Annotated in this window: 15 protein-coding genes and 1 pseudogene; 10 read left to right on the forward strand and 6 right to left on the reverse strand. The window is 71.2% G+C overall.

The window, feature by feature from the left end; translation table 11 throughout:
* The 4 genes and pseudogenes from ACFYR3_RS10390 to ACFYR3_RS10405 all read left to right on the forward strand — a co-directional run.
* Positions 1-423: pseudogene (locus tag ACFYR3_RS10390) on the forward strand (slipin family protein); the annotation flags it as partial.
* Positions 424-808: 385 nt separating this feature from the next.
* Positions 809-1,891, forward strand: a complete 1,083-nt coding sequence (locus tag ACFYR3_RS10395) for a S1 family peptidase (protein ID WP_355858563.1) — start codon at positions 809-811, stop codon at positions 1,889-1,891.
* Between the two features lie 327 nt (positions 1,892-2,218).
* Positions 2,219-5,803, forward strand: coding sequence for a DNA polymerase III subunit alpha (locus ACFYR3_RS10400; protein ID WP_389282412.1), 3,585 nt, complete (start codon positions 2,219-2,221; stop codon positions 5,801-5,803).
* Positions 5,800-6,774, forward strand: a complete 975-nt coding sequence (locus tag ACFYR3_RS10405) for a hypothetical protein (protein WP_355858557.1) — start codon at positions 5,800-5,802, stop codon at positions 6,772-6,774. Before ACFYR3_RS10400 ends, ACFYR3_RS10405 begins: the two co-directional genes overlap by 4 nt.
* Before the next feature lie 86 nt (positions 6,775-6,860).
* Here the strand turns inward: ACFYR3_RS10405 and ACFYR3_RS10410 are convergent, their stop codons facing one another.
* Positions 6,861-7,235 (reverse strand): cupin domain-containing protein, encoded by a 375-nt coding sequence (locus tag ACFYR3_RS10410; protein ID WP_355858554.1) that lies wholly within the window; start codon positions 7,233-7,235, stop codon positions 6,861-6,863.
* 104 nt (positions 7,236-7,339) lie between these two features.
* On the opposite strand from ACFYR3_RS10410, the gene ACFYR3_RS10415 reads away from it, so the two are divergent.
* Together ACFYR3_RS10415 and ACFYR3_RS10420 are read left to right on the forward strand one after the other, a co-directional pair.
* Complete coding sequence (locus tag ACFYR3_RS10415; protein ID WP_355858551.1) at positions 7,340-7,786, forward strand: MarR family winged helix-turn-helix transcriptional regulator; 447 nt, start codon at positions 7,340-7,342, stop codon at positions 7,784-7,786.
* Between the two features lie 170 nt (positions 7,787-7,956).
* On the forward strand, positions 7,957-8,817 hold the full coding sequence (locus tag ACFYR3_RS10420; protein WP_355858548.1) for an alpha/beta fold hydrolase: 861 nt from the start codon (positions 7,957-7,959) through the stop codon (positions 8,815-8,817).
* 158 nt (positions 8,818-8,975) lie between these two features.
* Here ACFYR3_RS10420 and ACFYR3_RS10425 read toward each other — a convergent pair whose 3' ends face one another.
* Complete coding sequence (locus ACFYR3_RS10425; RefSeq protein WP_356785730.1) at positions 8,976-10,031, reverse strand: lytic polysaccharide monooxygenase; 1,056 nt, start codon at positions 10,029-10,031, stop codon at positions 8,976-8,978.
* A gap of 209 nt (positions 10,032-10,240) precedes the next feature.
* On the opposite strand from ACFYR3_RS10425, the gene ACFYR3_RS10430 reads away from it, so the two are divergent.
* Positions 10,241-10,723: a GNAT family N-acetyltransferase gene (locus ACFYR3_RS10430; RefSeq protein WP_355858542.1), complete on the forward strand. Its 483-nt coding sequence runs from the start codon at positions 10,241-10,243 to the stop codon at positions 10,721-10,723.
* Positions 10,724-10,765: 42 nt separating this feature from the next.
* Here the strand turns inward: ACFYR3_RS10430 and ACFYR3_RS10435 are convergent, their stop codons facing one another.
* The gene (locus ACFYR3_RS10435; RefSeq protein WP_263974428.1) at positions 10,766-10,900 is read right to left on the reverse strand and encodes a hypothetical protein; all 135 of its coding nucleotides are present in this window, start codon (positions 10,898-10,900) and stop codon (positions 10,766-10,768) included.
* Between the two features lie 161 nt (positions 10,901-11,061).
* On the opposite strand from ACFYR3_RS10435, the gene ACFYR3_RS10440 reads away from it, so the two are divergent.
* Positions 11,062-11,685: a class I SAM-dependent methyltransferase gene (locus tag ACFYR3_RS10440; RefSeq protein ID WP_355858539.1), complete on the forward strand. Its 624-nt coding sequence runs from the start codon at positions 11,062-11,064 to the stop codon at positions 11,683-11,685.
* Positions 11,686-11,949: 264 nt separating this feature from the next.
* On the opposite strand, the gene ACFYR3_RS10445 is transcribed toward ACFYR3_RS10440, so the two are convergent.
* Both ACFYR3_RS10445 and ACFYR3_RS10450 read right to left on the reverse strand, forming a co-directional pair.
* On the reverse strand, positions 11,950-12,450 hold the full coding sequence (locus tag ACFYR3_RS10445) for a DUF402 domain-containing protein (RefSeq protein ID WP_355857137.1): 501 nt from the start codon (positions 12,448-12,450) through the stop codon (positions 11,950-11,952).
* Positions 12,431-13,360, reverse strand: a complete 930-nt coding sequence (locus tag ACFYR3_RS10450) for a GNAT family N-acetyltransferase (RefSeq protein WP_389282416.1) — start codon at positions 13,358-13,360, stop codon at positions 12,431-12,433. The genes ACFYR3_RS10445 and ACFYR3_RS10450 overlap by 20 nt, the downstream gene beginning before the upstream one ends.
* Before the next feature lie 95 nt (positions 13,361-13,455).
* Between ACFYR3_RS10450 and ACFYR3_RS10455 the strand changes: the two genes are divergently transcribed.
* On the forward strand, positions 13,456-13,830 hold the full coding sequence (locus ACFYR3_RS10455) for a GntR family transcriptional regulator (RefSeq protein WP_356785725.1): 375 nt from the start codon (positions 13,456-13,458) through the stop codon (positions 13,828-13,830).
* 329 nt (positions 13,831-14,159) lie between these two features.
* On the opposite strand, the gene ACFYR3_RS10460 is transcribed toward ACFYR3_RS10455, so the two are convergent.
* Positions 14,160-15,254 (reverse strand): DUF5925 domain-containing protein, encoded by a 1,095-nt coding sequence (locus tag ACFYR3_RS10460; RefSeq protein WP_355857146.1) that lies wholly within the window; start codon positions 15,252-15,254, stop codon positions 14,160-14,162.
* Positions 15,255-15,421: 167 nt separating this feature from the next.
* Between ACFYR3_RS10460 and ACFYR3_RS10465 the strand changes: the two genes are divergently transcribed.
* Positions 15,422-16,849 (forward strand): xylan 1,4-beta-xylosidase, encoded by a 1,428-nt coding sequence (locus tag ACFYR3_RS10465; protein ID WP_389282702.1) that lies wholly within the window; start codon positions 15,422-15,424, stop codon positions 16,847-16,849.
* Positions 16,850-16,852 lie beyond the last annotated feature (3 nt).

Below are 16,852 nucleotides of genomic sequence, written 5' to 3' on the forward strand. Positions count from 1 at the left end.
CGGCGTGCCCGGATCATCAACGCGGACGCGGAGTTGCAGGCGTCCAAGAAGCTGGCCCAGGCCGCCGAGGTGATGTCGGAACAGCCGGCCGCACTGCAACTGCGCCTGTTGCAGACGGTGGTGGCCGTCGCGGCCGAGAAGAACTCCACACTCGTCCTGCCCTTCCCGGTGGAACTGCTGCGCTTCCTGGAACGGGCGCAGTCGGGACAGCCGCCGGCCGTGCCCGAGCGGGCCCCCGATCCCCGGCAACCCGCCGTCCCCGGGCCGGTGCCGGATCCCCAACCTGCTGTTCCTGAGGGGGCGTTGGCTTCTCAACCCGCCGTTCCTGAGGGATCGTCGGCTCCTCAACAGGCATCCGTGCACCAGGAGTCGGCCGACCTTCAGCGGGCGGCCGGGCCCGAGCGGTCGGCCGCGCCCGAGTAGTCCGTCGGCCCGAGCAACCGGTGCGGGAGCAACCGCCGCCCAGGGAAACCTCCTCGAAGTCGACCCCATGGAGGGTCGATATCAAGACAGGCCCAGGCCTCGCGGGCCGCGATGGCGTGACGCGTGCGCGGTGTTTGCTGTGCGAATCCACGGGGCGTGACCACGCACAGTCAGGGCGTAGAGCACGTACGGCTGTTGTCGTATCCGCGTCCTGAAGTCGACCTTGTGTGTTCCCTGTGCGCCTCGGAATAGTGGGCGGGGAACAACTGGCATGGACGCGACGGTACGGACTTTTCCACCGTGCTCGGAGCCCATGTCCGGACGCCTTCCGGTCCCGGAGGTCCCCACAACCTCCCGGACCGACCCCCCCACAGGAGGACGTGAGTTGAAGCACCGACGTATATCCAAGAGGCGTGCCCTCGTGACGGGTGCGGGCATCACCGCACTGGTCGCCGCCGGAGTCACCTTCCAGACTGCGAACGCGAGCGAGGTTCCGAAGGGCTCCGCGCCGCACACCCTCTCCATCACGGCGGCCGGAAAGCTCGCCTCGACCCTCGGCGAGGCCCTGGGCGCCGACGCGGCGGGAACGTACTACGACGCGAAGTCCCGCCACCTCGTCGTCAACGTGCTCGACGAGACCGCGGCCGACGCCGTCAAGGCGGCCGGCGCCAGGGCCAGGCTCGTCGAGAACTCCCTCGCCGAGCTGACGAGCGCCCGCACCACGCTCAAGAAGGACGCGACCATCCCCGGTACGTCCTGGGCGAGCGACCCGGAGACCAACAAGGTCGTCGTCACCGCGGACCGCACGGTTTCCGGGACCGAGTGGGCCAGACTCACCAAGGTCGTCGACGGCCTCGGCGCCAAGGCGGAACTCCGGCGCGCGAAGGGGGAGTTCAAGCCCTTCATCGCCGGCGGTGACGCCATCAGCGGTTCCGGCGGGCGCTGTTCGCTCGGCTTCAACGTGGTCAAGGGCGGGCAGCCGTACTTCATCACCGCCGGGCACTGCACCGAGGCGATCTCCACCTGGTCGGACTCCAGCGGCAACCGGATCGGCACGAACGAGCAGTCCAGCTTCCCGGACAACGACTTCGGCCTGGTCAAGTACACGGCGACCGTGGACCACCCGAGCGAGGTCGATCTGTACAACGGCTCCACGCAACCCATCACCAAGGCCGGGGACGCCACCGTCGGCATGAAGGTGACCCGCAGCGGCTCCACGACCCATGTGCACGACGGCACGGTCACCGGCCTGGATGCCACGGTGAACTACGGCAACGGCGATGTCGTCAACGGACTCATCCAGACCGACGTCTGCGCCGAGCCCGGCGACAGCGGCGGCTCGCTCTTCTCCGGCGACACCGCGATCGGCCTCACCTCCGGTGGCAGCGGCGACTGCACCGCGGGCGGCGAGACCTTCTTCCAGCCGGTGCCCGAGGCGCTCTCGGCCTTCGGCGCCCAGATCGGCTGACAGCCTTCCCGGTCTGGCCTTCCCGGTCCAACCTTCCCGGTCCAACCTTCCCGGTCCGGCCTCCCCGGGAAATCGGAGCCCCGCCCCCACGTCCTCCGCGGGGGCGGGGCTCCCGGGCTTTCCCGGCCGTGGGAGTCGAACGCCGAAGGGGCGTCGACGTCGGCGGTCCGCGTCATGTCCCACGGTCCGGGCCGTCCGGTGTTTGCGCAGGTGGGACAGGTTCGAACGGACATCGCACAAGCGTTCGAGAATTGGTCTATGGTGGGGTTGAGGTAGCTGGGAACAAGTGTTCGAGAGCCGTAAAGGTTCACAGGTCGGGAGGTGTGTGTGCCGGGATTCACGCATCTGCACACCGCCTCCGGGTTCTCCCTGCGGTACGGGGCCTCGCACCCGGAGCGCCTCGCCGCGCGCGCCTCCGAACGGGGTATGGACGCCCTCGCGCTCACCGACCGGGACACCCTCGCGGGCTCGGTCCGGTTCGCCAAGGCCTGCGCGAAGGCGGGCATCCGCCCGCTGTTCGGCGTGGATCTGGCGGTCGGGGAGCCCGAGCCCGCACGGGGGGAGCGGCGCCGTACTCCGGTGCGCGGTGGTGCCTTCATCGATGAGTCGACACCCCGGGTGACCTTCCTTGCCCGGGACGGCGCGGCCGGCTGGGCCGACCTCTGCAGAATCGTCACGGCGACGCATGCGGGCGGCCGGGAGGGCGGCCCGCCGCTGCTGCCCTGGCCGGACAACCACGCCGAAGGCCTGACCGTGCTGCTCGGCCCCGACTCCGACGTCGGCCGCGCACTCGCCGCGGGCCGCCCCGACCGCGCGGCCGGGCTGCTCGCGCCCTGGCGGGAGGTCTACGGCGACGCCCTGCGCCTCGAAGCGGTCTGGCACGGCCGTCAGGGCACCGGCCCCGGCTCCCTGCGGCTGGCCGCCCGCATGGTCGGCTTCGCCGCCGAGCAGCGCGTGCGTCCCGTGCTCAGCAACGCCGTCCGGTACGCCGACGCGGGCCTCGGCCCGGTCGCCGACGTCCTGGACGCCGCCCGCCGGCTCGTTCCCGTCGACCCCCGGCGCGAGCTGGACTCCGGCGAGGCCTGGCTCAAGGACGAGGCCGCCATGCTGGGTGCCGCCGAACGGATCGTCGAGGCGGCGGGCTACCGCCGTGACACCGCGCACCGGCTGCTCGAACAGACGCGGGCCACCGCCGCCGCATGCCGTGTCGACCCCGAGGACGACCTCGGCATCGGTGGCGTCCACTTTCCCGAACCGCATCTCGTCGGCGCGGACCGACGCACCGCCCAGCGTGTCCTGACCTCCCGGGCGGCGGCGGGCATGGTGCTGCGCGGCTATACCGGCCGGCGCGCGTACTGGGAACGGATGCACCACGAACTGGACATCATCGCCCACCACAACTTCGCCACCTATTTCCTGACGGTCGCTCAAGTAGTGGACGACGTACGGGAGATGGGCATCCGGGTCGCGGCACGCGGTTCCGGGGCCGGTTCCCTGGTCAACCACCTCCTCGGCATCGCGCACGCCGACCCGGTCGAGCACCGGCTGCTGATGGAACGCTTCCTGTCCAAGCGCCGCCCGGTGCTGCCCGACATCGACATCGACGTGGAGTCCGCGCGCCGTCTGGAGGTCTACCGCGCGATCATCGGCCGGTTCGGCACCGAGCGGGTCGCGACCGTCTCCATGCCCGAGACCTACCGGGTCAGGCACGCCATCCGCGATGTGGGCGCCGCCCTCTCCCTGGACCCGGCCGAGATCGACCGGATCGCCAAGGCCTTCCCGCACATCCGCGCCCGGGACGCCCGCGCGGCCATGGCCGAACTCCCCGAACTGCGCGAACTGGCCGGGGAGAAGGACCGGTACGGCAAGCTGTGGGACCTGGTCGAGTCCCTCGACGCCCTCCCGCGGGGCATCGCGATGCACCCGTGCGGAGTGCTCCTCTCCGACGCCTCCCTGCTCGCCCGTACGCCGGTCATGCCGACCAGTGGCAAGGGTTTCCCCATGTCGCAGTTCGACAAGGAGGACGTCGAGGACCTCGGGCTGCTCAAGCTCGATGTGCTGGGCGTGCGGATGCAGTCCGCGATGGCGCACGCGGTGGCCGAGGTGGAGCGGGCCACGGGGGACCGGCCGGACATCGACGCGGTGGCGCCGGGCGACCAGGCGACGTACCGGCTCATCCAGTCCACCGAGACGCTGGGCTGCTTCCAGATCGAGTCGCCGGGCCAGCGGGACCTGGTCGGACGCCTGCAGCCCGCGACCTTCCACGACCTCGTCGTCGACATCTCGCTCTTCCGGCCGGGGCCGGTCGCCGCCGACATGGTGCGGCCGTTCATCGAGGCGCGGCACGGCCGGGCGCCGGTCCGCTATCCGCACCCGGACCTGGAGGGGCCGCTGAAGGAGACGTACGGAGTCGTCGTCTTCCACGAGCAGATCATCGACATCGTCGACATCATGACCGGCTGCGGGCGCGACGAGGCGGACCGGGTGCGGCGCGGGCTCTCCGACCCCGAGTCGCAGGGGCGGATCCGGTTCTGGTTCGCGCAGCACGCGGCGCTGAAGGGGTACGACGCCGAGACCGTCGCGCGCACCTGGGAGATCATCGAGGCCTTCGGGTCGTACGGCTTCTGCAAGGCGCACGCCGTCGCCTTCGCCGTCCCGACGTACCAGTCGGCGTGGCTGAAGGCCCATCACCCGGCTGCCTTCTACGCCGGGTTGCTCACGCACGACCCCGGGATGTACCCGAAGCGGCTGCTGCTGGCGGACGCGCGGCGGCGCGGGGTGCCGATCCTGCCGTTGGACGTGAACAGGTCGGCGGTCGGCCACCGTATCGAACTGGTGTCTGAATCGGTGTCTGTATCTGCTGCCGGTGACGGCTCTGGCGACTCCGCCGATTCTGATGGCTCCGCCGGCTCCGCAGACTCTCCCGGTCCCGGTCCCGGTCCCGGTTCCGCCGGTCGCTGGGGCGTCCGGCTGGCGCTCTCCGACGTGCACGGCATCAGCGAGGCCGAGGCCGCGCGGATCGCGGACGGGCAGCCGTACGCCTCACTGCTCGACTTCTGGGAACGGGCCCGGCCGAGCCGACCGCTCGCCCAGCGGCTCGCGCAGGTCGGCGCGTTGGACGCGTTCGGCGCCAACCGTCGTGATCTGCAACTGCACCTGACCGAACTGCACCGCGGCTCCCGGGGCGCGGGCGGCGGCCAACTCCCGCTGTCCGGCGGGCGGAACACCGCCTCCGCCGGGCTGCCCGACCTGTCCTCGGCGGAGCGGCTGAGCGCCGAACTGGGCGTGCTCTCGATGGACGCCTCACGCAATCTGATGGACGACCACCGCGCGTTCCTGGGGGAGTTGGGCGTGGTAACGGCGCGTCGGCTGCGCGAGGCGCGGCACGGTGAGACGGTTTTGGTCGCCGGCGCCAAGGCGGCCACCCAGACCCCGCCGATCCGCTCCGGCAAGCGGGTCATCTTCAGCACTCTGGACGACGGGACGGGCCTGGTCGACCTCGCCTTCTTCGACGACTCCCACGACGCCTGCGCCCACACCGTCTTCCACTCCTGGCTGCTGCTCGTGCGCGGAGTGGTGCAGCGCCGCGGACCGCGCAGCCTCAGTGTGGTGGGCGCGGCGGCCTGGAACCTCGCCGAACTGGTCGAGCTGCGCACCGAGGGCGGCCTCGACGTGGTGGCGGCGCGACTGGCCGAGCCCGCACCGGAGAGGCCGGAGAAGCCGGGGGAGTCGGGCCGCCCGGGGGAGCCGCGGCGGCCGGGAACGTCCGGTGCCGGTGATCCGGCCGGGGCCCGGACGATCCGGATGCCCACGGGGTACGAGATGCACCCCTGGGCCGATCTGCGCCCCGCGGGCGAGGGGCCCGCGGGAGGAAAGAAGTTGTGGCACCAGAGTCCGGGGAGTGCGGGATGACCATCCTCTGCGTACGTTTCCAGCTGCCTCCGCTGCACGAGGCGGCCCTGCCCCCGCTCCTCGGCGTTCTGGAGGAGTTCACCCCTGTCGTCGAGGCGCTGCCACCCGACGGCGCACTGCTCGATCTGCGGGGCGCCGAGCGGTACTTCGGGCGCGGTGCCGTCGGGTTCGCCTCGCTGATCCGGGTGCGGACACTCGCCCTGTACGGGATCGACTGCGCGATCGGCGCCGGGCCCGGACCGATGCTCGCGCGGATGGCGCTGCGGGACGCCGCACCCGGGGTGCCCCGAGTGGTGCCCGAAGAGCCGGACGCCGTAACGGAGTTCCTCGCCGGCCGGCCCGTCGCCGCGCTGCCCGGCGTCGGCGGGGCCACCGCCCGCACCCTGTGCGAGTACGGCCTCGACACCATCGGCAAGGTCGCGGCCGCGCCCCTGTCCACGCTCCAGCGCCTCACCGGCGTCCGGGCCGGCCGCGAACTGCACGAGAAGGCGTCCGGCATCGACCGGGGCCGGGTCGTACCGAACGCCGCCTCACGATCCCTTGCCACCGAACGCCCCTTTCAGCAGGACGAGTTGGACCCCTCCCGGCATCGCCACGCGCTGCTCTCCGCGACCGAGGAACTCGGCCACCGGCTGCGCGCCCTGGAACAGGTCTGCCGCACGCTGACCCTCACCGTGCGCTACGCCGACCGCTCCGCGACCACCCGCAGCCGTACCCTCAAGGAGCCGACCGCCCACTCCTCGACGCTGACCGACAGCGCGTACCGCATGTACGAGGCGCTCGGCCTCCAACGCGCCCGGGTGCGTGTGATCGCCCTGCGCGCCGAGGGCCTGACCCCCGCGGCGCAGGCCTCCCACCAGCTCACCTTCGACCCGGTCGACGAGAAGATCCGCCGCATCGAGCAGGTCGCGGACCGGGCGCGGGCGAAGTTCGGCCCACACGTGATCGGCCCGGGGACGCTGGCCGCCTGACATCTGCACGGGGGCGGGCGGCTCTGCCCGAAGGCGGTCTCCCGTCCCGCCTTCCCGGCGGACCCGTATCGCCCCTCCGGGGAGGCCTAGTTGGCCCAGGGCGGGGTGAGGACCGAGCCGTCGGCCAGTTCCGCCCGGAGGCCGATGGAGGTGGTGACCCAGGAGAGCGCGGTCTCCCGGGTCGGGTTCTCGATGCCGAGGGTCGCGCCCGGGGTGATGATCACGGTGTCGCCCGCGGTGATCCGCTCGGTGATGCCGTCGAGTGTGACCAGCAGCTCGCCGGAGAGGAGAAGAAGGATCTCCTCGCGGTTGACGGTGTGCACGGGGGCCTGATGCCCCGCGGGAATCTCCGCGCGCCAGGCGCACAGCTCCTTGCTGCCGCTGCGCGGAGCGGCGTACGAGACGAAACGGGCGCCGTGGATCTCATGGACGACGGCTTCGGACGAGCGGACGACGGGCACGGGTGCCTCCTGGGTCGACGATATTTGGTCAAGCAGCTTGACCAATGACTCAGGAATATAGTCAAGCAGGTTGACCAAATCGTCAAGGGTGTTTCAATGCATGCGTGCAGAACTCCGAGGCAATGGCCCTGTCCGCCGCCCTGCTCGCCACCGCCGGTGAGCTGACGCAACGTATCCACAACGGCGTGGTCGCCCGGGGATTCGAGGGGCTGCGGCCCGCGCACGGCTTCGCCTTCGCGCGGCTCGCGCCGGACGGGGCGACGGCCACCGACCTAGCCGCCCATCTCGGGGTGACCAAGCAGGCCGCGAGCCAGCTCGTCGAGGAACTCGTCCGCAAGGGGTATGTCGAGCGGCGGCCGCATCCCGACGACGCGCGGGCCAGGCTCGTCGTACTGACCGAGCTGGGGTGGGCGTGCACCCGTGCGGCGGAAGAGGCCGCCGCGGATGCCGTGCGGGCATGGGCCGATGTGCTGGGAGAGGGCGAAATGCGCGCGTTGTATACGCGTTTGGTGAGCATCGCGCCCTACGGTCCCATCAGGCCCGCCTGGTGACGGTCGGTCGACCAGGACAGTCGTTCCGGTTATCACTGCAAGTTTTTACTGACGCGTAACTTCACACTTCTGCTACTCGACCGTAACTTGACGAGTGAACAGCATCCTCGTGATCCGGATCACAGGGCGTACACCCCCACAACTCCCTTGAGCCGCAAGGAGATCACTCGATGCTGCCCTGGAAGCGAGTGCTCAGACCCCTGGCCGCGCTGCTCCTGACCGCCACCGTCGCGGTCATCCCCGCCGCCACAGCACACGCTGATTCCGCCCCCAGCAGTGGCTGGAACAACTACTCCTGCAAGCCGTCCGCCGCGCATCCCCGCCCCGTCGTCCTCGTCCACGGGACCTTCGGGAACTCCGTCGACAATTGGCTGGCCCTCGCGCCCTACCTGACCAGCCGCGGGTACTGCGTCTTCTCCCTCGACTACGGGCAGCTGCCCGGCGTCCCCCTCTTCAACGGCCTCGGCCCCATCGACCAGTCGGCCGCACAGCTCCAGGTCTTCGTCGACAAGGTGCTCGCCGCGACCGGCGCCGCCAAGGCCGACCTGGTGGGCCACTCGCAGGGCGGCATGATGCCCCGCTACTACCTCAAGTTCCTCGGCGGAGCCGCCAAGGTGAACGCCCTCGTCGGTATCGCCCCCGACAACCACGGCACGAACCTCAACGGACTCACCAACCTGCTCCCGTATTTCCCGGGTGCCGAGGACCTGCTGTCCACGGCGACTCCGGGACTCGCGGACCAGGTCGCCGGCTCCGCGTTCCTGACCAAGCTCAACGCGGGCGGTGACACCGTCCCCGGCGTCCACTACACGGTCATCGCCACCAAGTACGACGAGGTGGTCACGCCGTACGAGTCGGAGTTCCTGAGCGGATCCGACGTCCACAACGTCCTGTTGCAGAACCTGTGCGTGCTCGACCTCTCCGAGCACGTGGCCATCGGGATCTTCGACCGGATCGCGTACCACGAGGTGGCGAACGCGCTCGACCCGGCGCACGCCTCCGCCACCACCTGCGCGTCCGCGTTCAGCTGACCGGCTCGGCGGACCACTCGCCCCTGGTCGTCCGCCCGAGCATGTCGGCGTGATCGTTCGTCCGTCCGCGTTCCGGCGTATGCGGAACGCGGACGGACGAGCACGCCGCCGGGGGCTGTCCGGCCTGAGCCGCCGGTCAGCCCCCGGAGTCGTCCTTCCTAGCGCCCGCGCCGGCTGTCCGGCGTCGCGCGCCGCCGCACCGAGGCGAACAACGCCGCGGCACCGAGCGCCAGAGCGGCGGAACCGCCGATCGCGAGGTACGAGGTGGAGGAGTCGCCGCCGGTCTCGGCGAGACTCTCGGAGGAACCCGCGGCCTCCGGCAGGTTCCCCGCTGACTCCGAAGTGGCCTCGGCCGCCCTGGCGTCCGCAGTGGTCTCGGTGTCTCCGGAGACCCCGGCGGTTTCCGCGCTCGCGGTCGGCTCCGCCGACGTACCGGAGTCTTTGTCACCGTGGCCGTGGTGCTCCACGGTCGACTTGTCGCTGCCGTCCTCGATCTGTTTGTCGGACGGCGCGGAGGCGCTCGGCGCGGGAGCCGTGTTGCCACCCGCACCCTTGCCGCCACCCGCGTCGGCGCCGCTGCCGCCGAACGCGACATCGGAGCACGAATAGAAGGCCTCCGGGCTGTCCGAGCGCTGCCAGACCGCGTACAGGAGCTGCTTGCCGGAGCGCTCCGGGAGGGTGCCGGAGAAGGTGTAGAAGCCGCCCGAGGCCGCCGGGTCGGTGACCGTCGCGACCGGGTGCGCCAGGTCCAGATCGCCCCAGGCCGGCGGCTGCGACGGGTCGTACCCCGCCTTCGTGATGTAGACCTTGAACGTTCCCTTGTGCGGTGCGGTCACCCGGTACTTGAAGGTGTACGAGCCGCTGCTCACCCTCGTCGCGGGCCAGTCGGAGCGAGCCAGGTCGAGTCCCTTGAACTCGGCGTTGCCGGCGCTGCACAGCTTGCCGTCCGGGATCAGCTCCTGGTGCCGCCCGTTCGCGTCGCCGATGCGGATGCCGTTCCAGTCGTAGAGCGCCTGGGTGCCGCCTGCCGCGACGGCCGCCTTGCAGGCATTGGACCTGGGGTTCTCCGGACCCTCCGCGTAACACTGGGACACGCGGCTCACCGGGTCCCCCATCGAGCCGTGCGCCGAGGCGGGCGCGGCGGCCAGCGCGGACAGGGCGAGCGGGGCGATGCCGAGGACGGCGACGCCGGCGGCCTTGCGGCGTGCGGACATGGGGGAACTCCTCGAACGGTCCTGGCGCGTGGGGTGAGTCCCGCACGGCGTTCCGTGCAGGGATCCCATGCCGGGATCCCGTGGGGGGGGTGATCAGAAAGCTAGCCTCAAGAAGCCGTGGAATCGCCTGCTGGAGGCGGGTGATGGAGATCCTTATGGCGCTGTTAAGGGAGTGCTGAGACTGCGCTCAGGTAGGTAGCGTGCCGGACATGAACGAGACGTCCGAGGAGTTCGGGGAGACGCCCGAGGGGTTCGGAGTGCGGGTGGCCGTCGCTGCCGACGTGCCCGTCGTGAAGGCCGTGATCGACGCCGCGTTCCAGCCGTACGTCGAGCGCATCGGGCTCGTTCCGATGCCCATGGAGGCGGACCACGCGGCGAACGTGGCGGCGGAGCAGGTGTTCGTCACGGGGGATCCGGTGACGGGGCTCGTGGTCGTCGAGGAGCGCGCGGACCATCTGTATCTCGACACCATCGCGGTCCGGCCCGATGCCCATGGCCGGGGCATCGGGGGACGGCTGCTGCGATTCGTGGACGCTCACGCGCGTGCGCTCGGGCTGGACGAGATCAGGCTCTGCACGAACGCGTTGATGTGGGAGAACCAGAAGATCTACCCGAAGTACGGGTACGAGGTGACCGAGCGGCGCGCGGACGGGCCGTACGACCGGATCCACTACCGCAAGCGGCTGGCCTGACGGCGCTCACCGCAAGCCGTGTACGCCGTGGGGCGCGGCGGCTCAGCCGTCCGGCCACCAGGTGCGCGCGATGTCCTTTCGGACCTCCGGGCGCTCGGCGGGGCGCTCGTCGGGCTCGTCCCGTACACGGCGGGAGTCCGACTTCCTCAGGGGCTTCTGCACGGTCACACGGCGCATGGCTGCCTCCTTGCGTCTACCGGATTCCGCGGTTGTACGGAGGTAGACCCTTTCGGGGAGAGTTCCTCATCGGTCGCGATCTGTCTGTGGCGGCGGTCACCCGTCGGCTGTCCTTGGTGGGCACCCGTCGACTGTCAGTGGTGGGTGTCACTCTGGAGCGCATGGTGAGCAACAGTGGCATGAATCCGGGGTCGGGCGTCGACTGGGACGCGGAGTCCGCCACCTTCGACGAGGAACCCGACCACGGTCTGCGCGACCCCGTGGTCCGCGCCGCCTGGGCCGCCCGGCTGGGGAGCTGGCTGCCCGAGCGGGCCGGCGACGTGCTCGACGTCGGCTGCGGCACCGGCAGTCTGTCGCTCATCGCGTCCGAGCGGAGGCACCGGGTCACCGGGGTCGACCTCTCGCCCCGCATGATCGACCTCGCCCGCGCCAAGCTGGCCGGACGTGACGCGGTGTTCCTCGTCGGTGACGCGTTGGCACCGCCCGTCGGCGAGCAGCGCTTCGACGTCCTGCTCAGCCGCCATGTGCTGTGGGCGCTGCCCGATCCCGAGCGCGTGCTGCGGCACTGGCGCGGACTTCTGCGCCCGGGAGGGCGGCTGGTGCTCGTCGAGGGTGTGTGGGGGACCCTGAGCCCGGTCGGCATATCCGCCGAACGGCTGACCGGCCTGCTCCGGCCTCTGGTGTCCGATGTCGCCGATCTGCGCGTCGAGCCCTTGTCGGCCGACGCGCGGCTCTGGGGGCGGGACGTCGACGACGAGCGGTACGCCGTGGTGGCCGACTTCTGAGCGGGCGCTCCGAGCGGACGCTTCGGGGAGGGGGCGCCACTCTCTGGGAGCGGCGGCCCCGTGAGCGGGGCTCTGGAGGGGGCTCTGAGCGGGCGGCACCGCGGGCCGACGCCCGCCCGCGGTGGCGCCCGCCCGCGGTGGCGCCCGCCCGCGGTGCCGCCCGCCCGCGGTGCCGCCCGCCCGCGGTGCCGCCCGGGCCGACGCCGCCCGGGGCAAGGCCGCCCTTGCGGCAGCACAGGCCGGCGCCGCCCGCCGTGTCGGTACCTACGCCAGCAGTGCTTCGAAGCCGCCCTCGCGGGCCAGGTGTTCGAGTTCGTCCAGTGCCTTCTCGGCGGCGGCCGCGGCAGCCGGGTCGCTGGCAGCCAGGCCGCTCTCCGCGAACTCGTCCTCGTCCAGGCGCAGTACGTCCGTGCCGTCGGCCGAGAGCCACAGGTCCAGGTCGAGATCCTCGACGATCAGCCGGCCTGCGGTGACGGTGGCCGGGCGGGTGATGTCGCAGTACCAGCCCTTGCGTACGCCCGCGGCGTCCCGGACCTCCTTCACCGCGTACCAGCGGTCCCGCCAGTAGTACTCGGTGAAGACATCGCCCTTCTCGAACCGTACGAAGCCGAAGTCGCGGACGGTGTCGCCCGCCCACGGCGCGCGCACGACCACCCGGGTGCCGTCGTCGGCGAGCAGCTCGGCCGGGTAACTGATCTTCGTGCGGCCTGCCTTGACGAGTACGACCTCCAACGAGCCAGGCGTGTCAGCCGAGGTCACGGACATACTTCACCTCCGTTGCGCAGATTTCGTAACCGAACCACTTGTTGATCGCCAGCATCGGCCCGTTGCCGGCGTCGTTGCCCGTGAACGCGTCCGTGAACCCGGCCGCGCGGGCCCGGTGCAGGGAGTGGTTCTTGGCGAGTTTGGCGAGACCCCGGCCCCGGAAGGCGCGGCCGGTGCCGGTCATCACGGTGGCGTAGCGGCTGCCGCCGTCGGTACGGGCCGCACTGAACGCCGCCGGGCGGCCGCCGACCAGCGCGACGGAGGTGAGCTCATGGCTCAGCAGCGGGTGACGCCAGGTCTCCGCCAGCCAGGCCTCGTAGTCCGTGAACTCGCGGCCGAGGTCGCTCGGTTCGTCGAGGAGCGTCTCCGCGTCCAGCGTGAACAGTGGCCGCGGGTCGTCCCCGAAGTCCGCTCCGGTGCGCAACTCCACGCCGGGTGGCGGGGGTTGGAGCGGTGGCAGGGTGCCGTTCGCCAGATCGAGGCGGAGGAAGTGTGCGGAGCGGGCCGCACGGTAGCCCCGCTTCTCCGCGAAGGCGCGGTATGCGGGGGCGTCCGACACCCAGGCGTGCAGTCTGGTCGCGCCCAGCGCGGCGAGCTGTTCCTCGGCGGTGCGGGCCAGTAGCGAACCCGCGCCGCGCCCGGTCCGCTCCGGGTGCACATGGATGTTGACGCTCCCCTGGCCGGGCTCCGGGCTGTCGTGCACGAGGCCCACCTGCGCGGTGCCGATCAGCTCGCCGTCCTCCTCGGCCAGCAACGGCCGGTAGTGGGAGTCGGGATGGGCCTGTTCCACGTCGTAGGCGATGGACTCGGGGGTGAAGAGCATGAACGGGAGAGCCTGGTGACGGATGCGGGCGAAGCCCGCGGCGTCCACCGGGTCCCCGCGCCGCAGTTCGCGAACGATCACGGTCATGGCATCGCACGCTACGCGGGGCCCGCGTACGGATGCCTCTCATTTTCCGGCGGGTACGGAAGGAACGCTTTCCGCGGGTACGGGACAATCGCCGCGTGACCCTGAAGATCCGCATCGCAGAGGGGGCCGCGCCGTACGAGCAGGTGCGCGCCCAGATTTCCGAGCAGGCCCGGTCCGGCGCGCTGCCGGTCGGCTACAAGCTGCCCACGGTACGGGGGCTGGCCGAGTCGCTCGGCCTCGCGGCCAACACCGTCGCCAAGGCCTACCGGGCCCTCGAGTCCGACGGCGTGATCGAGACGCGGGGCCGCAACGGCACGTTCGTGGCCGCCGCGGGGGACGCCGCGTCACGCGAGGCCGCGTCCGCCGCGCAGGCCTACGCCGAGCGCGCACGCCGGCTCGGCCTGACCGAGAACGCCGCCCTTGACGCCGTACGCGACGCACTGAGGGCAGCCTACGAGGACGGTTCCTAGCCGCAGCCGCAGCCGCAGCCGCAGCCGCAGCCCGGCCCGGCCCGAGCAGCGGTCCTGGCGGCGGCCTCAAACTCCGGCCCGAGCCAGGCCGAAGTTCCGGCCCCAGCTCCAGCCCGAGCCCAAGCCATGACCCTCAGCTCCAGCCCGAGCCCCAGCCATGACCCCCAGCTCCAGCCCAGGACCCAACCCCGCCCGGGCTGAGCCCCACCTGAGCTGAGCCCCGCCCGGGCTCAGCCCCGAGCCCGGCTTCACTGCGAGCCCGGCTCGGGCCCCAGCCCCAGCCAGGCCCCTACAGATCCAGCCGGGCCCCTACAGATCCAGCCAGGCCCTTACAGATACAGCCCAGCGTCCGCGCCCTCCCGCTGGTCCGGTACCGACGTCGGGGTCGTTCCGCGGCGCAGTGCGTACAGCTCCGCGAGGGTCGCGCCCTCGCGGGAGACGCCTTCCTCGGTGCCCAGCCAGCCCACCGCCTCGCGGCGGGTCAGCGGTCCGACCTCGATCCGGGCGAGGCAGCGGCCGGGACGCACGACGGCCGGGTGCAGGCGCTCCAGGTCCTCGTTCGTCGTGACGCCCACGAGGACGTTGCGGCCCTGGCCGAGCAGGCCGTCGGTGAGGTTGAGCAGCCGGGAGAGCGCCTGACCCGCGGTGTGCTTCGCCTCGCCGCGGATCAGCTCGTCGCAGTCCTCCAGGAGCAGAAGCCGCCAGCGTCCCTTGCCGGTGCCGTCCTCCTCGCCGATCGCGATGTCCATCAGATAGCCGACGTCGGAGAAGAGCCGCTCGGGGTCCAGCACGCAGTCCACCTGGCACCAGTCGCGCCAGGAACGGGCCAGCGTGCGCAGGGCGGAGGTCTTGCCGGTGCCGGGCGGACCGTGGAGGAGGAGCAGCCGGCCCGCGATGTCCTCCGGGGTCGTCTTCATCAGGCGGTCCATGGCGTCGGCCACCGGTGCCGTGTAGTTGGCGCGGACCTCCTCCCACGTCCCCGCCGAGATCTGCCGGGTCGTGCGGTGTGGGCCCCGGCGCGGCGACACGTACCAGAAGCCCATCGTCACGTTCTCCGGCTGCGGTTCCGGCTCGTCCGCCGCGCCGTCCGTGGCCTGCTTCAGCACCTTCTCGGCCAGCTCGACGCTGGTCGCGGTCACCGTGACGTCGGCGCCCCGGTTCCAGCGGGACACCAGCAGGGTCCAGCCGTCGCCCTCGGCGAGGGTGGCGCTGCGGTCGTCGTCGCGCGCGGAGCGCAGCACCCGGGCGCCCGGCGGGAGCAGCGTGGCCCCGGACCGTACGCGGTCGATGTTCGCCGCGTGCGAGTGCGGCTGCTCGCCCGTCGCGAAGCGACCGAGGAACAGCGCGTCGACGACATCCGACGGCGAGTCGCTGTCGTCGACGTTGAGCCTGATCGGCAGAGCGTCGTGTGGGTTCGCAGACATGTCGCCATGATCTGTCACAAGGGCGCCCCGTGCACCCGGTTTCCGCGGTGCGTCGCGTGTGTCGTGCGCGGTCCCGCTCTTCCGGTGTATCGCCTCCGTCCTGTTACAGGGCTGTGGTGCGACGAGATCTGTCCCGCGTCGGATTCCCCCCGTTACTGTGGCCCATGATGGGACGTCATGGGTGGAATTCGGGGACGGGACGGTGGCGCCTCACCGCGCTGATCGGCGTGGGCGTGGCCGTGCTGGCCCTGGTGGTGACCTTGATCAACACCCTGCCGGGGGACGGCGGGAGCACCGCGGGCACGACCCGCGACGGAGACAAAGTGCACGGCACGCCGGTCACTCCGTCCCGGACACCCGGGCCCGAGGTCGGCTGGGGCTTCACCCACACCCAGTTCAGCGCCGACGAGGGAAGTGGCGCCGCCACCGAGCGGGTCGAGGGACTGCTCGGCAAGGACCAGGTGGCGTTGCCGCAGAACCAGCACATCATGGGCTGGGGAGCGGGCAACCCCGAGCCGTCCAAGGGGCGTTACGACTTCTCCGAGATGGACAGCCGCATCGACTTCGTCCGCAGGTCCGGCGGCACCCCGGTCGTCACGCTGTGCTGCTCGCCGGACTGGATGAAGGGCGGCAAGTCCGGTGCCGACAAGACGAACTGGAGTCAGTCGTCCCTGGAGACGGCCCCGGAACCTTCCCACTTCGCGGACTTCGCCGCGCTCGCCGCGACCGTCGCCAAACGCTATCCCGACGTACGGCACTTCATCGTCTGGAACGAGTTCAAGGGCTTCTGGAACGACAGCAAGGGCCGTTGGGACTACGAGGGTTACACCGAGCTCTACAACCTGGTCTACAAGGCGCTGAAGAAGGTGGACAAGGACATCATGGTGGGCGGCCCCTACCTGGTCATGGACAGCTTCGACCCGCGGCAGACCCAGGACGCGTCCCCGACCGTGCGGGGCACCTGGGGCGCCATGGACCAGCGGGTCCTCGACGCCTTCGACTACTGGAACGAGCACAAGGCGGGCGCCGACTTCGTGGTCGTGGACGGCTCCAGCTACACCAACGACGACGACACGCTGCCCAATGAGTTCGCGGCCACCGACAAGCTCACGGCCGTCGGCAAGTGGGTGCGCGAGCGGACGCGCGGACTGCCGCTGTGGTGGGCCGAGTACTACGTCGAACCCGCCGACGGCAACGACGAGCGCAAGGGCTGGTCCGAGACCCACCGGGTCGCCGTCCAGGCGAGCGGCCTGATCGCGATGGTCAGGGGCGGCGCCTCCTCCGGCTTCTACTGGAACCCGGAGAACGAGAAGGGCACAGCCTGCGCCGGCTGTCTGTGGACCCCGACCGACACAGCCGGCGGGGGGAAGGAACTCCCCATGTACGACCTGGTCTCCCGCTTCGGCAAGGCGTTCCCGCCGGGGACGGCGTACGAGAAGGTCTCCGTCGCCGCGGACGACGTGCCCAACGTGCGGGTCCTCGCCTCCGACAGGGCCGTCCTCGTGGTCAACACCCTGGACCGGCCGATCAGCGCGAAGGTCGAGGGGAAGCGGTTCGAGATGGCCGCGTACGAGGTGAAGTGGCTGAGCCGGTAGTCC

It is taken from the genome of Streptomyces sp. NPDC005784 (genome assembly GCF_042871525.1).
GTDB lineage: Bacteria > Actinomycetota > Actinomycetes > Streptomycetales > Streptomycetaceae > Streptomyces.

Coding starts and splice junctions, on each gene's coding strand:
- ACFYR3_RS10405 (WP_355858557.1), top strand. CDS start 5,800: ATGACCATCCTCTGCGTACGTTTCCAGCTGCCTCCGCTGCACGAGGCG.
- ACFYR3_RS10420 (WP_355858548.1), top strand. CDS start 7,957: ATGCTGCCCTGGAAGCGAGTGCTCAGACCCCTGGCCGCGCTGCTCCTG.
- ACFYR3_RS10425 (WP_356785730.1), bottom strand. CDS start 10,031: ATGTCCGCACGCCGCAAGGCCGCCGGCGTCGCCGTCCTCGGCATCGCC.
- ACFYR3_RS10430 (WP_355858542.1), top strand. CDS start 10,241: ATGAACGAGACGTCCGAGGAGTTCGGGGAGACGCCCGAGGGGTTCGGA.
- ACFYR3_RS10435 (WP_263974428.1), bottom strand. CDS start 10,900: ATGCGCCGTGTGACCGTGCAGAAGCCCCTGAGGAAGTCGGACTCCCGC.
- ACFYR3_RS10440 (WP_355858539.1), top strand. CDS start 11,062: ATGGTGAGCAACAGTGGCATGAATCCGGGGTCGGGCGTCGACTGGGAC.
- ACFYR3_RS10445 (WP_355857137.1), bottom strand. CDS start 12,450: ATGTCCGTGACCTCGGCTGACACGCCTGGCTCGTTGGAGGTCGTACTC.
- ACFYR3_RS10450 (WP_389282416.1), bottom strand. CDS start 13,360: ATGACCGTGATCGTTCGCGAACTGCGGCGCGGGGACCCGGTGGACGCC.
- ACFYR3_RS10460 (WP_355857146.1), bottom strand. CDS start 15,254: ATGTCTGCGAACCCACACGACGCTCTGCCGATCAGGCTCAACGTCGAC.
- ACFYR3_RS10465 (WP_389282702.1), top strand. CDS start 15,422: ATGGGACGTCATGGGTGGAATTCGGGGACGGGACGGTGGCGCCTCACC.